This window comes from Aliidiomarina shirensis, from assembly GCF_003987345.1.
In the GTDB taxonomy this organism is placed as follows: Bacteria; Pseudomonadota; Gammaproteobacteria; order Enterobacterales; family Alteromonadaceae; genus Aliidiomarina; species Aliidiomarina shirensis.
In genome coordinates this window covers 173781-195284 of the sequence record NZ_PIPP01000002.1, presented here as the reverse complement: position 1 = coordinate 195284, position 21504 = coordinate 173781, and the positions used below count along the sequence as shown (strand labels likewise).

The following is a 21504-nucleotide window of genomic DNA, read 5'->3' as shown; positions in this document are numbered from 1 at the left end:
TATGGCGAGTGTAGTTTCTGCGAATCTGAACAGAATCCATGAGCAAAAATTTGATTTGATAGTTGGCCTTCCCAGAAGTGGGATGATTCCTGCCTATATGATTGCACTTAGATTGAATTTACCTTGCACCGATCTGCTCTCATTTGTGAACAATACCCCACTTAAATCTGGGTACACCCGCAATGTTTCTAAGGCCATTAAACTACCTCAAGAAGCAAATAGAATTCTTGTTGTTGATGATAGTATCGCTTCCGGGCAATCACTGAAGAAAGATTTGGCGCTCGTGCCTGAAGCGCTGCGTTCTCGAATACAAACGTGCGCGATATATTCAGATATTAAACGAAGAAGCGACGTGTCATTCTTTTTTGAAACCGTGCCTTTTCCTCGGGTATTTGAGTGGAATATTTTCCATCACGAGGTGATTACCAATTCATGTTTCGATATTGATGGCGTGTTGTGTCTCGATCCTGATAACGAAGCAAACGATGATGGTGAAAAATACTTATCCTTCATTAACTCAGCTCTGCCGTTGAATATACCTTCGCGAAAAGTACATGCAGTTGTAACGAGCCGTTTAGAGAAATATCGCGGAGAAACAGAAAAATGGCTGGAAAAGGTAGGTGTCCAGTATGATCATTTGATTATGTTGGATTTGCCAAATATGCAAGTAAGGCAAGAACAGAATAATCACGCTGAGCACAAAGGCTTATTTTATAAAAACTCAGCAACCGAGCTCTTTATCGAGAGCGATTATCGGCAAAGTATCGAAATCGCAAAAATAGCGAATAAGCCAGTTTATTGCGTGGACACAAATGAAATGATCCAACCAGGAGTGACTTATCAAATGAGGGTTGGGTCAGTAAATGTTATTAAAACAACGATAAAAAGAATAGTTCCAAATAAGCTACTCGTGCCACTACGAAAGCTTATCAACAAGTAAGCCCACATTATGTTGTGCATATTCCGGTTTCGTACCAATAAAATCATTCAGCAGCATCAGGCCATCAGGTTTTTTAATGGAAAATGATTTTTCGCGAAAATACATACTCGCGTTGTATGTGTTTTTTAATGTCTACTGCGGCGTCCTCTTTATAAGTTTGGGCGGCGTACTAGGTGGCGATTTCGGCTACGAATATTCCGCTAGTATCAGTAGTATTTTTGTGGCTATTCTATTGGTTTTGTTTACATTTTTCTTCACATTGAAGGTATTGTATCCACTTATCAATAGTATCAAGATACCTTCGATTTCACTCGATTATCAGAAACTATCGTACCCCGCATTATTGGTTTTAGCGTTTGGATTTTATAGCGCCATTTTTTATCAAATCGGTGTTGCCGGCTTGGGTGATTTGGCAAATAACAATGAAAATCAAAGCGCCCGGCAGCTCTACGCACTCCTGCAGCCTGCAGTACTGGTTTTGGCCTATATTTTTATTTACTCAAATATCCGAGGCCCGCTGTATTATCTAATCGTGGCATTCTATGTTGCCTACTGCCTGATCGCAGGGCAAACGGGCCAACTGCTCACCTTATTTGTTCTCTATATTTACTGTAGTAGTAACCGCGAACAGTTATCTTTTAAGCTCAAAGTCATTTTCCTAACGGCCCTCGGGCTGGCGGTATATCCGTTTGTTCGGATCCTCAAAAATGCTGTGATTATGCAGTATGTATCGGGGACCAGTTTTTTTGAAAGTGTGAAATCGCTATTAGGATCGAACCTCTTAAATACATACCACACATACCTTATTCAATCGTTTGAGCGGTTTCAGGTTGTTGCCAACCTGAGCTACTTAATGGAGAATTTTAGAAGCTTATACGTATCAACAGAGCTTCACGTAATTGATTTCTTCAATACAAACTGGATTTTCAACACTATAGGTTCGCGAACCATCGTTACTCGTGATCTTGTTGATTCGCCACAATCAATGCTGGCGTTTCACATCAATAATGTAGAGGGCTGGAATTCGCACATTGGCTTGTTTGGCTATGCCTTTGCATACGGTGTTTCCGGTTTTCTCATCGTTATTTTCTCGATTCTGCTGATGGTTATTGCCATTTTGCTTTCGAATTTCATTGACCCGTCCGGAAAGTTACGATTATTAACATGGATTTCAATCTTAAAACTGATTTGCTTCGGTTGGATAAATGCTTTTATAAATTATATTCAGGCTTTACTTATCTTAGCTATCATTATGTTTTGTATGCATATTCTTATGTCGCTATTGCCATCAAAGCAAGCGGATACCGCATGAGCATTCCGAAGAGTTCACTATGAAGATTTTAGTATTCGCACCATACTTTGTTCCCGGTTTTAAAGGGGGCGGGCCAATTAAATCGATTAAGAACTTGGTTCACAGATCAAGTTCTCCTGAACTCGAATACCACATCATTACTAGTGATCGCGATTTGGGTGATACCCAACCGTACGAATCGGTTGAAATAGGCGCGTGGAATCAAGTGGATGGGATGAACGTATTTTATTGCGCTAACGGCATGCAGGGCTGGCTACAGATATTCAGAACGCTACGCAGTTCGGATTGGGATGTAATTTACATTAATTCATTTTTTGCCGCTAGGTTCGCAATTTTTCCGGTATTACTCTCGAAATTGTTTGGTAAACGGGTGATTTTGGCGCCAAGGGGAGAGTTTTCTGAAGGTGCGCTCAAAATTAAAGCGGCCAAAAAGAATTTTTTTATTAAAGCTTCCCGATTTTTGCGTATTCACAGCAAGGTTAACTGGCAGGCAACATCGCCTTCTGAGCGTGATGATATCGCTAAGGTAATTGGCAAGAAGGCCGATGTAGTGTTAGCTGGGAATATTTCCGATAACCGCTTCGGCGAAGCGCACGGCACGGCCAATGATGGTAATTTGCGGATCGTATTTTTATCCCGGATTTCGGAAAAAAAGAATTTACTGGGGGCGTTGAAGCTACTGGCGTTATCGCAAAAGAGTATTGTTTTCGATATTTATGGGCCAATTGAAGACAAGGCATATTGGTCTGAATGTTGTGCTGCGATAGAGCAAATGCCGAAACAGATTAAGGTGAAGCATTGCGGGAACTTAAACCCTGAGCAGGTGGTGGCTACACTTAGCGGCTATGATTTGTTCTTCTTTCCTACATTCGGCGAGAACTACGGGCATGTTATTGTTGAGGCACTTTCCGCAGGGTTACCGATTCTTGTTTCCGATTGCACACCATGGAGAAACCTTGAATCCTTGGGCCTCGGCTGGGATATACCGCTCCATGAAGAGAACAAATACGTACAGATTATTGATGAATTAGCCGAAATGCCCCCGGCACAACGCTTGGCTATGCGAGCGGGTGTTTTGAACTGGGCAAAAGAAAAGTTTTCCAATGAAGACGCAATTCTGGATAATGTGAATATGTTTACTAATAAGCGCCATGAAAGATAGAGAGGACAGATGAATTTTCTTGGAAAAACTCTGATGATAACGGGGGGCACAGGCTCCTTCGGTAATGCCGTACTGAAGCGATTCCTAGATACGGACATTAGCGAAATCCGAATTTTTAGCCGTGATGAAAAAAAGCAAGATGATATGCGTAAGGCTTACAATCATCCGAAATTAAAGTTCTATCTAGGTGATGTGCGCGATTTCTCAAGTGTATTAACAGCTACTCGCGGTGTTGATTTTATCTACCACGCAGCCGCACTTAAGCAAGTGCCTTCGTGCGAGTTTCACCCCATGGAAGCAGTAAAAACTAATGTGCTAGGCACGGAAAACGTTTTAGAAGCGGCTATCCGTAACGGTGTTAAGCGCGTTGTGTGCTTAAGCACCGATAAAGCTGTGTACCCAATCAATGCCATGGGTATTTCGAAAGCCATGATGGAAAAAGTTATGGTGGCTAAATCTCGAAATATCGATGAAAACAACACCATTATTTGCGGTACGCGGTATGGCAATGTAATGGCATCTCGTGGCTCTGTTATTCCGCTTTTTGTAGATCAGATTCGCGCTGGTAAGCCGATTACCATTACCGATCCGAACATGACTCGATTCATGATGACCTTAGACGACGCCGTGGATCTCGTGCTCTACGCATTCGAGCACGGTACCAATGGCGATATATTTGTGCAAAAAGCGCCCGCCGCCACTATCGAAACGCTCACCAAAGCTATTTTGGAAATGGTCGATAAACAAGATTACCCAGTTCAGGTGATGGGTACGCGCCATGGCGAAAAGCTATATGAAGCGTTACTATCACGCGAAGAAATGGTGTGTGCCGAAGATATGGGTGAGTATTACCGAATTCCGCCAGATCTCCGCGATTTGAACTACGCCAAGTTTGTTGAGGAAGGCGATATATCAATTTCTAGCGTTGAAGATTACAACTCACACAATACTGAGCGTTTAGATATCGAAGGTATGAAAAAGCTTCTCCTGAAACTTGAGTTTATGCGGGCTTTTGCCGCTGGTGATTATATTCACCCAGAAGGTTAACAAAGGTTTATTGAATGAAATTATTAGTTACCGGTGCAAATGGATTTGTAGGCAAGAATCTCTTAGTTTACCTGGGTGAACTCGATAACGTAGAGGTTACTACGTTTACGCGAGATAACGATATCCAGGAGCTGCAGGGTCTTGTGAGCGAAGCCGACGCAGTGATACATCTTGCCGGGGTTAATCGCCCACAGCATGACGATGAGTTCACTGAAGGCAATACAGAATTAACGCAATCATTGGTTGCGGCCGTTCGCGCCATCGTAGAAAAAAATGGCAAGCAAATTCCCATTTTATATAGCTCTTCAATTCAGGCCGAGCGCGCCAATCCATACGGCGAGAGTAAGAAGGCCGCCGAAGATATATTACTAAAGCTACAGGCAGAAACCGGATCGCCGGTATACGTTTATCGATTGGCGAATGTATTCGGAAAATGGTGTAAGCCAAATTATAACTCGATGGTGGCTACGTTTTGCCACAATATCATTCGCGATATCCCGATAGAAATTCATAACACCGAAGCGGAAGTGAAACTCGTTTATGTTGACGATGTTGTTGCTGAGCTAGTGAACACGGCGAAAGCAGCCTTAGAATCGGTTTCAGGGGTAGGCGCGCTACCGGCAACCGGCGTTCAATCAATTGAGCCTGTGTATCAAGCAACGGTAGGCAGCATTGCGGAAGAGCTGCGTGGGTTTAAAGAAAGCCGAAATACGCTGATTAGTGCGCGAGTAGGAACAGGCTTTACCCGCAAGCTATACTCAACTTATATCAGCTATTTACCTCCGGAATTGTTCACTTACACAGTTCCCAAGTACGGTGATGAGCGCGGTGTGTTTGTGGAAATGCTGAAAACACCAGATGCAGGGCAGTTTTCATTTTTTACCGCGCATCCGGGGATTACCCGAGGTGGCCACTACCATCACAGTAAAACCGAGAAGTTCCTAGTCATCAAAGGGAAGGCATGTTTCCGATTCCGCCACATGGTTACCGGTGAATTCTATGAGCTGTTCACGGATGGTGATAGCCCCGAGATTGTTGAAACCGCTCCGGGCTGGAGCCACGATATAACCAACGTAGGCGATCAAGAAATGATTGTTATGTTGTGGGCAAATGAAATATTTGATCGAGAAAAGCCCGATACCTATACATCTCCAGTGGGAACAGAATGAAAAAATTAAAAGTAATGACAATTCTGGGCACGCGTCCAGAAATTATTCGTTTATCACGCGTAATGGCAGCTCTTGATCAGGTTGTAGATCATAAAATTGTGCATACTGGGCAGAACTACGATTACGAATTAAATGATGTGTTTTTTGAAGAGCTGGGTGTGCGTCAGCCCGATCACTTTTTGAATGTTGATACCTCCAGCCTAGGCAGAAGTTTAGGTGAAATATTAATTAAAACTGAGCAGGTGATTCTAGAAGAAAAGCCAGATGCCGTTTTAGTTTTGGGTGATACCAACAGCGCTACAGCCACTATTATGGCCAAGCGCATGAAGATTCCTACCTATCACATGGAAGCCGGAAATCGCAGTTTCGATGCCAATGTACCGGAAGAAATCAACCGGAAACTGGTCGATCACCTAGCCGATTTCAACTTGGTTTACACCGAACATGCTCGCCGCCATTTGATTAGTGAAGGGCTATCACACCGATTTATTTATCTTACCGGTTCACCAATGCGTGAAGTGTTGGAGCATGTTCTGCCATCAATTCATGCTTCCAAAGTACTGGAAGAGTTGCAGCTTGAAGCGGGTAAATTCTTCATCGTGAGCGTGCATCGCGAAGAAAACGTAGATAGTAAAGAAAACTTAGGAAAAGTAGTTGAAGCGCTGAATGCCTTACATGAAGCCTATGGCTATCCGGTAGTAGTATCAACCCATCCGCGCACCCGTAATCGGTTAGAGAAGCTTGGGTTAGATAAAGTTAGCGATGGTATTCGCTTCTTAAAGCCATTCGGCTTCTTTGATTACAATAAACTACAGATGGATGCGTTCTGCGCTATTTCCGATAGCGGCACTATTAGTGAAGAATCATCTATTCTAGATTTCCCTGCGGTTACATTACGCCGTTCGATTGAGCGTCCTGAGGCTCTGGATACCGGTGCAATAGCGTTAACGGGCCTAGATAAAGATACTTTAATCGAGGGTGTGCGCATTGCCACAGCTTCACGTGAGGTATTTTCTGGAACCGAACGCGAAATCCCAGCGGAATATAAAATTCGAAACACATCCGAACGAGTAGTGCGCCTGATTACAGGCACCGCGAAACTTACAAATCATTGGAAAAACATGGATTCATTTAGTCGTTATGATTGGTAAATCGAACAGTGACGTAGCAAATAAACAGCGAATATTGCTTCTGGTCGATGATTATCTCCCATCAAGTTCTAAAGTAGCGGCGAAAATGTGCCATGAGTTAGCACAAGAGCTCATTCGCATGGGCCATAACGTTATTGTGGTAACACCAGAGCCTTCCTTGAATACCGCTTCTACGCTTGAAGTTTTTGAGGGCGTACAAGTTCTGCGCTTTAAAACGGGTAAATTGAAAGGTGCCGGAAAAGTGCGCAGAGCACTGAACGAAACGGTGCTTTCATGGCGGGCTTGGCGTGGCATAAACTCAAAGTTAAAAAAGCAAGATATTGATGCGGTTGTTTATTATTCGCCTTCGATATTTTGGGGGCCTTTAGTTAAAAAGCTGAAAGCGCAGCACAAGTGCAAAACTTACCTAATTTTGCGTGATTTTTTCCCGCAGTGGGCGATTGATGAAAAGATAATTCGGGCCGGCTCTCCGATTGAAAAGTATTTTCGTTATTTTGAAGCGCAAACGTATCGAGCAGCCGATACCATCGGAGTAATGTCGGAAAACAACTTGGCGCTTTTCAAAGCATCCCATAACACATCGGCTACGGTAGAAGTTCTGCGGAACTGGGCGGCTATTGGTGAAAAAATAGCGCCTGAAAAGCATGTTAGTGTTCGTGCCAAGTTGAACTTAGAAAACAAAGTGATTTTCTTTTACGGCGGCAACATTGGCGTTGCTCAGGATATGGCGAATCTAATGCGGCTGGCACGAAGCCTAAGGCACCGCAGTGAAGCGCATTTTCTCTTTGTTGGTGCCGGTGATGAAGTGGAATTGGTTAAAAAACTTGCCCGAGATTGGGATTTGCAGAATTTCACCTACCTCCCATCTATTCAACAGGCAGCGTTCGATAGCTTATTAAGCGAAGTAGATGTTGGGTTGTTTACCTTATCGAAGAACCACACCACGCATAACTTCCCGGGCAAGCTCTTAGGCTATATGGCTCATGCGAAGCCGATTTTGGGTAGCGTGAATAAGGATAATGATTTAATGCCGCTATTAAATGGCATGGGTGCAGGCTTTGTGCGCTTAAATGGCGATGATGAAGAACTTTACCGTGCGGCAGAGCAATTATTAGATAGTTCCGAACTCAGAAAAGAGCAGGGCATCAATGGGCTACAGCTTTTACGCGATGAGTTTTCGGTAGAATCAATTGCACAACAGATTTTAGCGCGAACGGGAGGCTGAGCGACAACTATATACGCTAAAATTTACGCTTAATTTAATTCCAGCAAACAACAATTGTGATAGGATAATGATCATATTCTGAATACTAAAAATTAGCGTAGCGCTTGAGTTACGTATTTCTTAACTTTTTAGTTTATAATCATGCTGTTTCGGTTTCTGTTACCTGCTGTGAATTTGCAGCGCCGAGGCCACAGGGATCGTTGGCTGAGTTATCGTTTTTAGGAGTTGTTTGTGGAAATAATGGTGCTTGGGCTTGTCACTGCCATGTTGTTTGGTGTGGTGAGTTCAGTAATGATACCGGTTGCAAGATCGGTTGGCCTCACTGATAAACCTTGTTCGCGCAAAGCGCACATGGGTGAAGTGCCATTAACTGGCGGTTTAAGCATTTACATCACGGTTTTTATCGTCTGGTGCTTTGGCGTGGCCTTTAGCGGGGTTTTACTCGCCACCATGCTGGCAACATCCATTATTGTTGCTACTGGCATCATCGACGACCGCTTCGATCTCCCCGTTCTCACTCGCATTGTTGTGCAGATTATTGCGTCCGGTATCCTTGTAGTAGGGGCTGGCGTTGAAATTAATTCGTTAGGCAACTTACTCAACTTGGGCGAAGTTGAGTTAGGCGTATTCTCGGTTCCCTTCACTATTTTCGCGATCATGGTGGCAATGAACGCCTACAACATGATCGATGGTATCGATGGATTACTAGGTAGTATTGCACTTGTTACCTTTGGTGGTATCGCGGTACTTTCAGTGATCTATGGTCACCCCGAAGCATTATTCTTCTCGCTCGTAGCGGTTTTCGCGCTCATACCATTCCTGTATCGAAACTTACAAAAAACCGGCTCGCGCGTAGATCAAATTTTTATGGGCGATGCGGGCTCAATGTTTATTGGTTTGCTATCAATATGGTTGATCGCCATCATGCTCTCGCCAGAAATGAGCAAAGAATACGTTTTAAAATTCGGCAACATGTTCACTATTAGCGATACGCGTGAGCCCATTCGTGCTGTAACCGCGCTTTGGTTGGTAACCATCCCAATTATGGATATGGTAGGCATTATGGTGCGTCGCATGATGAAAGGGCAAAGCCCGTTGCGGCCGGATAGAAATCATTTACATCATATATTTATGCGTGCAGGTTTTAGCCCCCGCGAAGCGTTGGTAATCATTTTTGCATCGGCGTGTTTTTGGGCCGCGGTGGGTATTCTGTTAGAGTACTTTAAAGTGGCAGATGTGGTTATTCTGCTTATCTATCTTTCAGTTTTCGTTCTCTACTTATTCTGCCTAAAATTCTCGTGGCGGTTAGTGGTTTGGTTTCGCAGATGGATGCAAATCGAAAAAAAGCTTAAACACCGAGAATAATCGGGCTACTGCCAGAACAGTAAACTGCCAAAATAATTAAAAAATAGTAAGCGGGGATAATTTAGTGAAACAGGGCATTATATCTACAGGAATCGCGATTTTACTGGCTACCAGTATTTTTACCTCATTCTCAGCGCCTGTTTATTCACAAGAGCTTACTGAAGCCCAAATCGAACAGTTCAAACGGCTCCCTCGTGCGCAACAAGAAGCGTTAGCGCGCCAATATGGCATCGATCTCAGCATGCTGGAGCGCCAAGGTGCTTCGGCTCGAGCCAGTCAGCCAGAGCCAGAAACGTTACGTCCGCGCGATGGCATGCAGCAAGATGCGAATGGTCGTGAGGAAGAAGAAGATGAAGAAAAAGCAAAGAAAGATAAAGAACTGAAGCCTTTTGGTTATTCTATCTTTGCCGCTCAACCCACCACCTTTGCACCAGTAAACAATGCCCCAGTGCCCGGCAACTATCGAATCGGTGCCGGCGATTCAATTTTAGTGCAGTTGTATGGCCAAGAATCGCTATCGCATAACTTAATTGTAGATCGTGAAGGCCGGTTAACTATCCCACGCTTAGGCCCGCTCACAGTAGCGGGTTTAACCTATGATGAATTGAAAGAAATTGTTCGCAACGAAGTAAACACCCGCATGATTGGTATGCAGGCGGCTGTTTCTATGGGCGAATTGCGCAGCATGCAGATTTTTGTGCTGGGTGAAGCACACCAGCCCGGTGCTTATACCGTAAGCTCATTAACCACAATCAGCCAAGCCTTGTTGGCTAGCGGCGGTGTAAGTGATATTGCTTCGTTACGAAACGTGCAGTTAAAGCGTGCTGGCGAAACTATTGTTGAATTCGATTTATATGATTTATTAATTAATGGTGATGCCAGTAAAGATAGATTGTTGCAGCCGGGCGATGCCGTGTTTATTCCAAGCCGAGGCCCGCTCGTAACTATTGATGGCGAAGTAATTCGGCCGGCACTTTATGAATTAAAATCTGGCGAAACCTTAACCGATGCGGTTCGTTATGCTGGTGGCACAACAGCTTCCGCGCACATGGCGTCATTGCGTATCCAAGGGGTTCGCGAAGGTGTGCGCCAGGTAATGAGTTTAAATGCCGAACGCCAAGCCGATTACCAGCTTCGCGATGGTGATATGGTTTATGTTCCGCGTATTGCCGAAGTGTTTGATAATGCGGTTTCCGTAACAGGCGCGGTGTCACGTAAAGGCGCTGTAGAATGGCAACGTGGCATGCGAGTAAATGATATTTTACGCAGCCCAACGCAAGATGTTTTGCCAGATGCTGATTTAAATTATGCGCTAATCGTGCGTGAAGATACCGAAACCTTTGAAGTGAACCTTTACCAAATTGATTTAGCTTCGGCTATGCGCGGTGATCCCGAACACAATCTACTATTGCAAGCGCGCGATGAGCTTATTGTTTTTGGGCGTTTTCAAGAAAGTAGCCAGCGCGTTCAAGCTGGGTTTGCTTCCGACGAGGAAATTGCTGCATTAGAAGAAGAGCGGGAAGAGCTTGAGCTTGAAAATAGCTTGAAGCCGGAGAATCAGCGGGAACAAGCAGATGAATTGAAAATTTATCATGAGAACTCCCGTAAAATGATTCTCGATCGGGTTTTGGCTCGGGTTCGTACTCAAGGCCAAGTAGATGGAACAGGCCGCACTGTGCGGGTGTCGGGTGAAGTGCGCTTCCCTGGTGAATATCCAATGACAGAAAATGCTTCGGTTGCGGGTTATGTGGCTGCGGCTGGTGGTTTGCGTGATTCTGCACATTTAGCGCGCGCTGAGATTACCCGTACGGTAATGCAAGATGGGTTGGCGAATACAGATTATGTAGCGTTTAACCTTTACGATGCGCTGATGGGTAATGCCAATATTGAAGTTCGCGCTCGCGATCAATTGAATATTTTCCGAATCCCAGAATGGTACAACACGGTTGAAGTTGAGCTTGAGGGTGAAGTTCGTTTCCCGGGTACTTATGCGGTGCGCCGTGGCGAAACACTACAGAACGTGGTTGAGCGTGCAGGTGGGCTTACCGAATATGCGTTTGTTGAAGGTGCAGTGCTTACGCGAGAAGAAATTCGCGAGCAAGAGCGCGCCCGTTTAGCGGCACTTAGCCAAGAATTGCGTCAAGAAATGGCGAGCATTAGCTTAACCGAGGGTGGGGTTACCAATTACGGCGAGCTGAACCAGTTACTAAATGATTTAGGTGGCGCTGAACCGGTAGGCCGTTTGGTTGTTGATCTTAAACAGATTTTAAGTGGTGATACTTCGCGGGATATCGAATTACGCGATGGCGATCGTTTAGTAGTGCCCGGCCAGCGCCGCACCGTTTCTATTATTGGTGAAGTGCAAATGCCTTCAACCTATCGTTTCGATGATAGCTTGAGCGTGATTGATTATATCGAGCGCACGGGTGGTATTAAGCGCCGAGGTGATGATAAGCGCATTTTCGTTGTGCGCGCCGATGGCTCGGTGATGCCGTATTCGCAACGCCGGGGTTGGTTTAGTAGCTCAAACGAGGTTGCTTTACGGCCAGGTGATACGATTGTAGTGCCACTGAATACATCATATAAAGATAATCTCGATTTATGGGCTACCAGTACGCAAATTCTGTATCAAATGGCGGTTGCCTTTGCTGCGGTTAACAGCATTTAATATGGCATCTGGGAATAGAATCGGCTGGTACATTGGTTTCTTAAGTTTGCTTGTGGCAAACGTTTTAGCGCCTGCGCAAGCAACACCATGGGCTGATTCTGATGATTTACAGGTTCGCCACAACCTACAAATTTTGGCCGATGCGGGCGTTGTTAATCTTTCGGTAAGTACTTACCCACTGATGTGGGGTGCATTGCTTGAAGTGTTGAACGATGTGGATATTCGTTCGCTTCGCGAACATGAGCGAAATGCTTATCTGCAGGTAATGGCCGTGATGAATTTTCATCGTCAAGGCGGCTACACCGGCGGGCAAATCAGCGGGCAAAGCAATAACGGCGCGGAACGTGGTTTTGGCCAACGCCAGCATGAAAAAGGCGCGCTGGAAATTACCCAAGAACTGAAAAGTGAACATTCTGCCTTTCGGCTGCAAATGGCTTGGCGTACGGGTTTAGAAACGCGCTTTGGCCGCAAAGATAAACAAGATTTAAGTTTTGCCGGCACCTACCTTGCAACTGTAGTTACCACGGAAACCTTTGGTAGTTGGGTGCTCTCGGTGGATCAATTATATACTTGGTGGTCGCCGAGCTACGAAAACGATGGCATGCACACGCGCTCAACGCGGCCATTGCAATCGTTGCGTATTACTCGTGCTGGTGCGGCACCGAGTAACTTGCCTATTTTGAGTTGGTTAGGGCCATGGAGTGCCACGGCATACGTCGGCCGTAGCGAGCGCTTGATTGGTGTGCCGGATTTGTTGCAACAGGGCGATGCCGAACTGATTGCAGATGCCTATGCAAACTCAACATATCTGGGGAGCTTAGTTCCCGGCCATCGAGAAGAAGCGTTTGGAATCCGGGTTACCGCAAATCCTTATAAAAATCTGCAATTGGGAGCGCGTTTTACGGGTTCTCATCTTGAAGGCGCGAACGCTATTTCTGGGCGTGCCACGCCGAAAAATGCGGCCATTGATGCGCGGTTTGTTGTGCCTAGCTATTTGAACCTATTTGATGCGAATGGGCAATTGGCGTTGTATGGCGAGCTGATTACTCACCAAAGTAGTAATGATGAAACCTTTCATACGCTGGGTGCGGATTATAGTTTTGCTTTTGGCGCCAATACCCAGGGCTCCAGCAACCAAGGCTCGCGGATTACTAATGCGCGGGTATATGCCGAACATCTAGTGCATCAACAAAAAGAAACTTTGGCACTGGGTTATAGCCAATTTACCAATAGTGGGTTTGGTATTGATGTGCGTTTGCGCAGCATTAATTATGAACCTGGCTATTATCAGAGCATGTATTTCCATGAGCCACATGTGCAAGGCATGTTGGCTGATTTGGTAAGCCAACAGCGATTTGGTGAGTTTTTTGCTCATACTGCAAAGCGGCAACAGGCCGATGTAAGTGTTTACTTACCCTTTCGAAGCGGGCGCCTTACCGCTGGCGTTCAGGCTTGGGAAGATACCTACCGCAACAACCGCAACGAATCTGATATCAACCTCTTCCTAAACTGGGAAATCCGCTGGTAGAAATTGGGCCCAAGAAGATGGGGTCAGTGAGGTGTTTCTCTGGCACTTAAGCGTTCCCAACATACAAGAAAGCCCCCTAGCTGGGGGCTTCTTAAGTGCCAGAGCTTCACCTCACTGACCCCAACTTCTAAAGCATCGAGATGATTTTGTCGGTGGAAGCATCGAAGTGTTCGTCGCTTTCGCCTTTGATGCGGCGTAAGGTCGAAACGGCCACTTTCTTGCCTTGCTCTACGCCAGGTTGGTCAAACGAATTCAAACCCCATATAACGCCCTGCACGAAAACCTTATGTTCGTAAGCCGCAATAATTGCACCAAAGGTTTCCGGCGTTAACTCACTTAACGCAAACAACGAAGTAGGGTGTCCGCCCGGATAATGCTTTTCCGCCTCATCGCTTTGTTCACCAAACGCCATCAACCGGCGATGTGCCAAACAATTCGCTACCGAAAGTTTCTGTTGTTCCGCCAACGCAGCCACCACACCCTCCGAAAAATTCGGCGCATTCCGATTCAACACACACACAAAATCAGCCGCAAACTTATCGTGCCCCTGATGCAAATGCTGAAAAAACGCATGCTGTCCATTCGGCCCAAAACCACCCCAAACAATCGGCGCCGTAGGCGTATTAATCGGCTCACCGCTCGCCGTGTATTGCTTTCCATTCGATTCCATATCCAACTGCTGTAAATAAGAAGGCAAATGCCGGAACCGCCCATCGTAAGGCAAAATCGCCAGGTTATTAATCCCGCGCTCTTCACGGTTGTACACACCCAACAACGCCATCAACATCGGAATATTCTCAGTAATCGGCGCCTCCGCAAAATGCTCGTCCATCATCGCCGCACCCGCCAACAAATGCCGGAACACCTGTACGCCACATGTGGTAGCAATCGCCAACCCAATCGAACTCCACATCGAAAACCGTCCGCCAACCGATTCCTCAAACACCAACTGGTGCGCCGGCGGAATACCGTAGTCCGTCATCTTTTGCACATTCGCGGAAACACCAATCACATGATGCTCAAACCACGCAGCTTCCCACTGATTGGCAAGCTCCCCGCCCAAACGGGCAAAATGCTCCTGCACCCACACCTTCACCGTTTCCACATTGGCAAAGGTATCGCTAGTGCCAAAAGATTTCGAAGCAATAATAAAAAGCGTCGTCTCTGGATCGCAAATCGGCAGCACCGCATAAAGCTGGCCACCATCCATCGAAGAAACAAAATGCGTGCTCAACTGATGCTGCTGAATATCCTGCGCAAACTCACGCAAAGCAAAACTCGTCATCAACGGCCCCAAATCAGAGCCGCCCACACCAATATTCACTACGCTCTTAATCGGCTTACCCGAAGCCCCCAGCCACTTACCCGAACGCAACCGGCGCACAGTACGCGCAAACTTCGATTCGTCACCATTATTCGAAACCGCACCCGTACAACGCAACACCGAATTGCGGCTGCGAGAAAGCGCGTGGCTCACCTCACGCCCCTCCGATACATTCATATAACTACCATTCAGCAACGCATCGCGCTGCTTATCAAAATCCGCAGGCAAACGCTTCCGAGCAAACTCTGCAATAGTCTCTGGGCTAGTAAACTGGTAGCTCCAATCGAAAATCAAACCATTGCAGGCAACTTGTAGAAGAGGGCTTTGTGCTTTCATGGCAGCCGATATCCTTTCGTAATAATTACGGTGGTAAAGCTTCAATACTTACATTTCGCAAAGAATTGATAAATAAAGCTTACATAAACAAACAAGTGCAATGAATTTATCACATAAACATGACAAAATGCAGCGCCTTGCTTTAGAATTCAGTATTGATTCGAACCGCACACGCGGGAAAGTAGAAAAATAGCAACAATCGAGAACAAACAAGGAACGCAGATGAAAATCGCCGTAGCAGGAACTGGTTATGTTGGGCTATCGAATGCCGTGTTGCTCGCTCAACACCACCACGTTACCGCAGTAGATATTGTTGAAGCCAAAGTAAATTTGCTTAACAACAAAAAATCGCCTATTGCTGATAAGGAAATTCAGGATTTTCTCAAAAACAAACCGCTTTATATAAATGCCACCACCAATGGCGATGAAGCGTATAAAGATGCTGATTTCGTTATCATTGCCACACCTACCGATTATGATCCGCAAACCAACTACTTTAATACCAAATCGGTGGAATCGGTGATTCAGCAAGTAATAGCGGCGAACCCAAATGCAGTAATGATTATCAAATCAACTATTCCTGTGGGCTACACCCAAGAACTCCGCGAAAAATTTAATACCGAAAACTTAATTTTCTCACCGGAATTCCTGCGCGAAGGCAAAGCGCTTTACGATAACCTTTACCCCAGCCGCATTATTGTTGGCGAGCGCTCTGAACGCGCCGAAACCTTTGCTAACTTGCTTCGAGAAGGCGCCATAAAACAAGATATCGATGTACTCTTTACCGATAGCACCGAAGCCGAAGCAATTAAACTCTTTGCCAACACCTATTTAGCGATGCGTGTCGCTTTCTTTAATGAACTCGATACCTATGCTGAAGCGCACGGTTTAAATTCGAAGCAAATTATTCAAGGCGTCAGTTTAGATCCGCGCATTGGTAATCACTATAACAACCCAAGCTTTGGCTATGGTGGCTATTGCCTACCCAAAGATACCAAGCAGTTGTTAGCAAACTATGAAGAAGTGCCGCAAAACATCATGCGCGCTATTGTCGATGCCAACCGTACCCGTAAAGATTTCGTCGCCGATGCCATTATCGCAAAGCAACCGAATATTGTTGGTATATATCGTTTAGTCATGAAAACCGGGTCGGATAATTTTCGCGCTTCGGCGATTCAAGGCGTTATGAAACGCATCAAAGCGAAAGGCATTGAAGTAGTGGTATATGAGCCGGAGCTGCAGGAAGATAAATTCTACAATAGCCGAGTGATTCGCGACCTCGAAGAATTCAAACGTATGAGTGATGTTATTGTATCTAATCGAAATGCACCTGAACTTTCCGATGTTGTTGCAAAAGTGTATACTCGAGATCTATTTAATACTGATTAAATGCAATGGTTTGCAATAGTGATGTAATAAAAGTTCGATGAAATGGCTTTACAGGGAAAGCTCCTCACGTACAATGAGGGCGTAAAGTCCATAGCGATAAGAACGTGTAAAGTAGGTGCTAAAAAAGCACCTAAAAAACGAATAAAAATAGCGAATAAGCAAGAAAATAAGAATAACAAAGAACGCAGAAGAATAGGGATTATTAAGATTTATGGAATCTTGGTATTTATTGCATTGCAAAGCGCAAGAAGTAACACGCGCCGAATGGCACCTTGCGAACCAAGGTTTCGATACATTCTGCCCGCGCTGGAAAATACAAAAGCGTTTACGTGGAAAAAAGCAAGCCGTTCTGGAACCACTGTTTCCAAACTACCTTTTTATTCACATCGACCTCGCACACGATAACTACACAGCACTGCGTAGCACACGCGGTGTGAGTGGTTTTGTGCGTTTCGGCGGTTATCCCGCAAAAGTACCTGCAAGTGTGGTAGCGCTGCTAAAAGAGCGCACTCAATGCTATGAGGATGCTCAGGGTGTTTCCAACTGCGAAAGCCTGTATAAAACAGGTACAAAAGTAGAAATTACCACAGGCCCATTTTCGGGCCTGCAAGCAGTTTATGATATTGCCGATAGCGAAACACGGTGTTTTGTATTAATCGATATGCTAGGGAAACAGCAACGAATATCAGTTGATGAAATGGATATTTTAAAAGTTTCCTAGTTGTCGCTTTCGCTGCTCTCACTATACAGAAACGTGAAAAAGCAGCTTGAACGCAACACACGAGCTTGAATTTGCGATAAGAAAAGGGCAATTGGGGCCCGTAACCCATGGGCGGTAGCGTGCCTTAAGCGCGTTTTTTTGAACCTACAGGTAACTAATATGCTTTCTCATTTTTCTAATTCTTCGTTGCAAGCTACCCGCCGAGCCAATGGCATCAAAAATATCTTAGCGCTCGCAACCAGCGTTATTATGTTGTCGGGCTGTGTGTTTGCACCAGGCAGCCACATGGGCGGGCAAATGATGCCTGATTCGGCAAACGAAAGCTTAGAAGATCAAGTTGTATTACACTCGATCAACCCCGAATTAATAGCCCGTTTACGCGCACCACGGCAAGCGCCAGAAGCCAATGCAGCATTAGATCGTGAACGCGCCAACTACGATTATCGCGTAGGCCGTGGTGATGTACTCACCATTACCGTTTGGAATCACCCAGAGCTTACCATTCCCGCTGGTTCACAACGTAGTGCCGCAGAAGCCGGCAACTGGGTGCACAACGATGGCACCATTTTTTACCCTTACATTGGCCGTATTCATGTTGATGGTTTGCGCGTAACCGAAATCCAGCAACTTATTATTGAGCGGTTAGCAGAATATATTGAAGATCCGCAAGTGGATGTAACCGTAGCGGCTTTCCGCAGTAAACGTGTATATGTAACGGGCGAAGTAAAACAGCCAGGTACGCAGCCGGTAACGAACGTGCCCATGACACTACTCGATGCGATTAATAGTTCGGGTGGTATTACAGAAATGGCCGATTGGCGTAACGTGGTTTTAAGCCGCGATGGCGAAGAACATCGTTATTCACTGCAAGATTTATATACCCGTGGTGATACTACCCAGAATGCGTTACTGCAACACGGCGATGTGGTGCATGTTGAGCGCAACGATGTGAACAAAGTTTTTGTACTCGGTGAAGTAAACCGAGCGGGTTCAGTGCCAGTGAATCGTTCGCGCATGACACTCGCCGAAGCATTGTCCGAAGCCGGTGGTGTTGCTGAGCAACGAGCCGATGCCAGCGGAATATTCGTGTTTCGTGAGGCACCAGAAGGTTCGAGTTACGTTGTGGATGTATACCGGTTAAATGTAAAGGAAGCCACTTCGTATATTCTAGCCGATCAGTTTGAACTACAATCACGTGATATCGTGTTTGTAACGGCAGCGCCAGTAGCGCGCTGGAACCGCGTTATTAGTTTAATTATGCCTACGGTAACCGGTTTGTATCAGGTATCGCGTACTAGTAATGAAGTGGGCAACTAAATGATACACACTAACCATGTTTGATAAGATTCTAATCGTATGCATTGGTAACATTTGCCGCTCACCCACAGCGCAGTTTTTGTTGCAACGAGAATTACCGCATAAGCATATTCGGTCTGCTGGGCTGTATGCCATGGTAAATACCGATGAAAACGGCAATGAGCGTGGCCAAGAAATGAATAGCCAGGCACGGGAAATTGCCGAAAAACATGGATTAATTTGCGGTGCTCACGAAGCAACGCAGTTCACATCAGAATTGGGCCGTAATCATGATTTAATTCTCGTGATGGAAAAGCGGCACCGCGATGATATTGCCAAACGTTTCCCCGAGGCGCTCGCGAAAACCATGCTGCTGGGCGAATGGGATGCTCAGCGCGAAGGTAATAAAGATATTCCAGATCCTTATCGCAAAAGCGATGAGGTATTCGAACAAATATATAAATTGATTGAACGCAACACCATGTTGTGGGCAAATAAACTTAAATAGAATTTAGAAGTTAGCCGGAAGAGATAAATGTCTGAACAAAATCAGGTGCAAAACCAACCGCAAAGCCAAGTAGGAAGCCCATCGGGTACTACGAGGCGGCAAATGATGAACCAAGCCACAAACGCAAACAACGATGAAATAGATTTAAGCCGTTTATTTGCCACGTTAATGGATTTCAAATGGTGGGTGGTAGGTTGTACAGCTGCTGCAGCTATTTTGGGGTTGGCCTATGGTACATTGGCAACCCCTACTTATCAGGCCGATGCACTGGTTCAAATTGAAGCGAAAAATAGTGGCTTCCCAGGTTTGGGCGAACTCGGTGAAATGTTTGAGCAGGGCTCAACCGCGCCTACGGAAATCGAAATTTTGCGCTCGCGCATGGTATTGGGAACAGTAGTAGAGCAACTGCGCCTCGATATTAGTGTGCAACCGAATTATTTTCCAATCGTTGGCGAATGGGTGGCGCGGCGCTATCGCGGCAGTGAGCCGAATGATGCTAGCATTTTTACCGCCAATGCGTGGGGTGGTGAACGGTTACAGTTCGCGGAGATGCGGCTACCGCAATCGTTACTTGGCCAGCAACTTACTTTTGTGGTGGGCGATACAACAAGCCACGGCGCGAAGTTTTCGGTTTGGCTTGAAAATGAGCTCGTGCTTGAAGGTGAAAGTGGCGCCAACATAGATACCGAAACAGCATTTGGCCGAGTAGTCATGCGCGTAAGCGATTTACATGCACGCCCCGATACCGAATTTTTTGTAGCGCAGCGTACTCAATTGAGTGCGATAAATAGCTTAAGAAATGCACTAACCGTGAGTGAACGCGGCCGACAAACTGGTATTCTTGATTTACGCATGGTAGGCACTAGCCGCCAAGAAATTCAGCGAGCGTTAAGTGCAGTAGCCAACGAATATTTATTGCAGAATGTTCGCCGCAATGCAGCAGAAATTGAGCGTAGCCAGGAATTTATCGAAGCGCAATTGCCGCGTATTCAACAAGAGCTACAAGCGGCAGAAAATGAACTGAATGCCTACCGCCTAGCGAATGAATCGGTTGATATTCAATTTGATACCCAGCGGGTATTGCAGCAAATGGTGGAAATCGACCAGCGCTTAAATGAACTTTCCATTCGTGAAATTGAATTATCGCGCTTGTATACCACCAACCACCCGAACTACCGTGCACTTACCGAACAGCGCGAGCAGCTTCAGGAAGAACGAGAAGCACTGCGCGGTGAAATTGGTGAACTGCCGGAAGCGCAACAGCAAATACTGCGCTTAACTCGTGATGTAGAAGTAAGCCAGCAGGTTTATTTGCAACTCCTAAACCGTAACCAAGAAATGAATATTTTGCGGGCCGGTACGGTAGGGAATGTGCGTATTATTGATGATGCCAGTGTAGCGCCAAATGCAGTGGCACCGCGAAAGCTTCTTATTCTAGCGTTAGCTGTTATTTTGGGTGGCATGCTAGGTGTTGGTGTAGCATTTGTTTTGGGCTTCGTGCGCCGTGGTATTGAAACGCCGAAAGAACTAGAAGATGTAGGTATCTCGGTATATGCATCGGTGCCGCTTTCTGAGCAGCAGCTTAAAATTGAAGAGAAGATGAAGCTGGCCATTAAGCGCAGCCGTGGTAAAGCTTTTAAACAAGCACAGAAGCAAAAATACAATACTTTATTGCTTGCTCGGGATAACCCAGAAGATAATGCGATAGAGGCACTACGCTCACTGCGCACTAGCTTGCACTTCGCTATGTTAGAGGCTAAAAATAAAACAGTAATGATTTCTGGCCCAAGCCCTGAAGTAGGCAAAACCTTTGTTACTTCCAACTTAGCGGTAGTTCTAGCGCAAGCGGGTATGAAAGTGCTGTTAATCGATGCCGATTTACGCCGTGGCTACATGCACACCACTTTCAATTTGCCAAACGAACAAGGCCTTTCTGATTTATTAGCAGGGCGCAGTAAACGCGAGCAAGTGATAGCGGCGAGTGGTATAGAGCACCTTGATTTTCTTTGCCGTGGCACAGTACCGCCAAATCCTTCTGAATTACTCATGCATAAGCGTTTTTCTGAGTTACTCGATTGGGCCAATGAGCACTACGATATGGTGCTCATTGATACTCCACCGATATTGGCGGTAACCGATCCCGCCATTGTAGGCCGTTATGCAGGTACAAACTTGATTGTAGCGCGTTTTATGAAAAACCAAGTAAAAGAAGTAGAGTTCACCATTGAACGCTTTGAAAAAGCGGGTATTGAGATTAAAGGCGTTATTTTGAACGGCATCGAAAAAACGGCTCGAAGCTCTTATGGTTATGGTAGCTATGGTTACTATTCGTACGGGTATGAGAGTACGAAATCATAATTAGG

Annotated in this window: 16 protein-coding genes; 15 read left to right on the top strand and 1 reads right to left on the bottom strand. The window is 45.6% G+C overall.

Annotated elements, in window-relative coordinates:
• The first annotated feature begins 1 nt into the window (after position 1).
• From CWE13_RS04955 to CWE13_RS04910, 10 genes are all read left to right on the top strand, one after another.
• A complete protein-coding gene (locus tag CWE13_RS04955) occupies positions 2-940 on the top strand; it encodes a phosphoribosyltransferase family protein (RefSeq protein WP_157980931.1) in 939 nt (312 codons plus the stop codon).
• A 76-nt stretch (positions 941-1016) separates the two neighbouring features.
• Entirely contained in the window at positions 1017-2252 is a 1236-nt protein-coding gene (gene wzy / locus CWE13_RS04950) for an oligosaccharide repeat unit polymerase (RefSeq protein WP_126806461.1), read from the top strand.
• A 19-nt stretch (positions 2253-2271) separates the two neighbouring features.
• Entirely contained in the window at positions 2272-3414 is a 1143-nt protein-coding gene (locus CWE13_RS04945) for a glycosyltransferase (RefSeq protein WP_126806460.1), read from the top strand.
• Between the two features lie 33 nt (positions 3415-3447).
• Positions 3448-4461, top strand: coding sequence for a polysaccharide biosynthesis protein (locus CWE13_RS04940; protein ID WP_275540845.1), 1014 nt, complete (start codon positions 3448-3450; stop codon positions 4459-4461).
• A gap of 14 nt (positions 4462-4475) precedes the next feature.
• A complete protein-coding gene (wbjC, locus tag CWE13_RS04935) occupies positions 4476-5630 on the top strand; it encodes a UDP-2-acetamido-2,6-beta-L-arabino-hexul-4-ose reductase (RefSeq protein ID WP_126806456.1) in 1155 nt (384 codons plus the stop codon).
• Entirely contained in the window at positions 5627-6781 is a 1155-nt protein-coding gene (gene wecB, locus CWE13_RS04930) for a non-hydrolyzing UDP-N-acetylglucosamine 2-epimerase (protein WP_126806454.1), read from the top strand. The genes wbjC and wecB overlap by 4 nt, the downstream gene beginning before the upstream one ends.
• Entirely contained in the window at positions 6771-8006 is a 1236-nt protein-coding gene (locus CWE13_RS04925) for a glycosyltransferase family 4 protein (RefSeq protein WP_198677896.1), read from the top strand. Before wecB ends, CWE13_RS04925 begins: the two co-directional genes overlap by 11 nt.
• 240 nt (positions 8007-8246) lie before the next feature.
• Entirely contained in the window at positions 8247-9371 is a 1125-nt protein-coding gene (locus CWE13_RS04920; protein WP_241973651.1) for an undecaprenyl-phosphate alpha-N-acetylglucosaminyl 1-phosphate transferase, read from the top strand.
• A 64-nt stretch (positions 9372-9435) separates the two neighbouring features.
• Positions 9436-12039 (top strand): SLBB domain-containing protein, encoded by a 2604-nt coding sequence (locus CWE13_RS04915; protein ID WP_241973636.1) that lies wholly within the window; start codon positions 9436-9438, stop codon positions 12037-12039.
• Between the two features lies 1 nt (position 12040).
• On the top strand, positions 12041-13567 hold the full coding sequence (locus tag CWE13_RS04910; protein WP_198677895.1) for a capsule assembly Wzi family protein: 1527 nt from the start codon (positions 12041-12043) through the stop codon (positions 13565-13567).
• A 127-nt stretch (positions 13568-13694) separates the two neighbouring features.
• Here CWE13_RS04910 and pgi read toward each other — a convergent pair whose 3' ends face one another.
• Positions 13695-15227 carry a glucose-6-phosphate isomerase gene (gene pgi, locus CWE13_RS04905; RefSeq protein ID WP_126806447.1) on the bottom strand — a complete coding sequence of 511 codons (1533 nt, stop codon included), beginning with the start codon at positions 15225-15227 and terminating at the stop codon, positions 13695-13697.
• 222 nt (positions 15228-15449) lie between these two features.
• Here pgi and CWE13_RS04900 point away from each other — a divergent pair, with 222 nt between their 5' ends.
• The 5 genes from CWE13_RS04900 (at position 15450) to CWE13_RS04880 (ending at position 21499) form a co-directional block, all read left to right on the top strand.
• Positions 15450-16616 (top strand): nucleotide sugar dehydrogenase, encoded by a 1167-nt coding sequence (locus CWE13_RS04900; RefSeq protein ID WP_126806445.1) that lies wholly within the window; start codon positions 15450-15452, stop codon positions 16614-16616.
• Positions 16617-16827: 211 nt separating this feature from the next.
• Entirely contained in the window at positions 16828-17337 is a 510-nt protein-coding gene (gene rfaH / locus CWE13_RS04895; RefSeq protein WP_126806444.1) for a transcription/translation regulatory transformer protein RfaH, read from the top strand.
• A 159-nt stretch (positions 17338-17496) separates the two neighbouring features.
• Positions 17497-18654, top strand: a complete 1158-nt coding sequence (locus CWE13_RS04890) for a polysaccharide export protein (protein WP_126806442.1) — start codon at positions 17497-17499, stop codon at positions 18652-18654.
• Between the two features lie 16 nt (positions 18655-18670).
• Positions 18671-19141 (top strand): low molecular weight protein-tyrosine-phosphatase, encoded by a 471-nt coding sequence (locus tag CWE13_RS04885; RefSeq protein ID WP_126806440.1) that lies wholly within the window; start codon positions 18671-18673, stop codon positions 19139-19141.
• 27 nt (positions 19142-19168) lie between these two features.
• On the top strand, positions 19169-21499 hold the full coding sequence (locus CWE13_RS04880) for a polysaccharide biosynthesis tyrosine autokinase (RefSeq protein ID WP_198677894.1): 2331 nt from the start codon (positions 19169-19171) through the stop codon (positions 21497-21499).
• Positions 21500-21504: the final 5 nt, after the last annotated feature.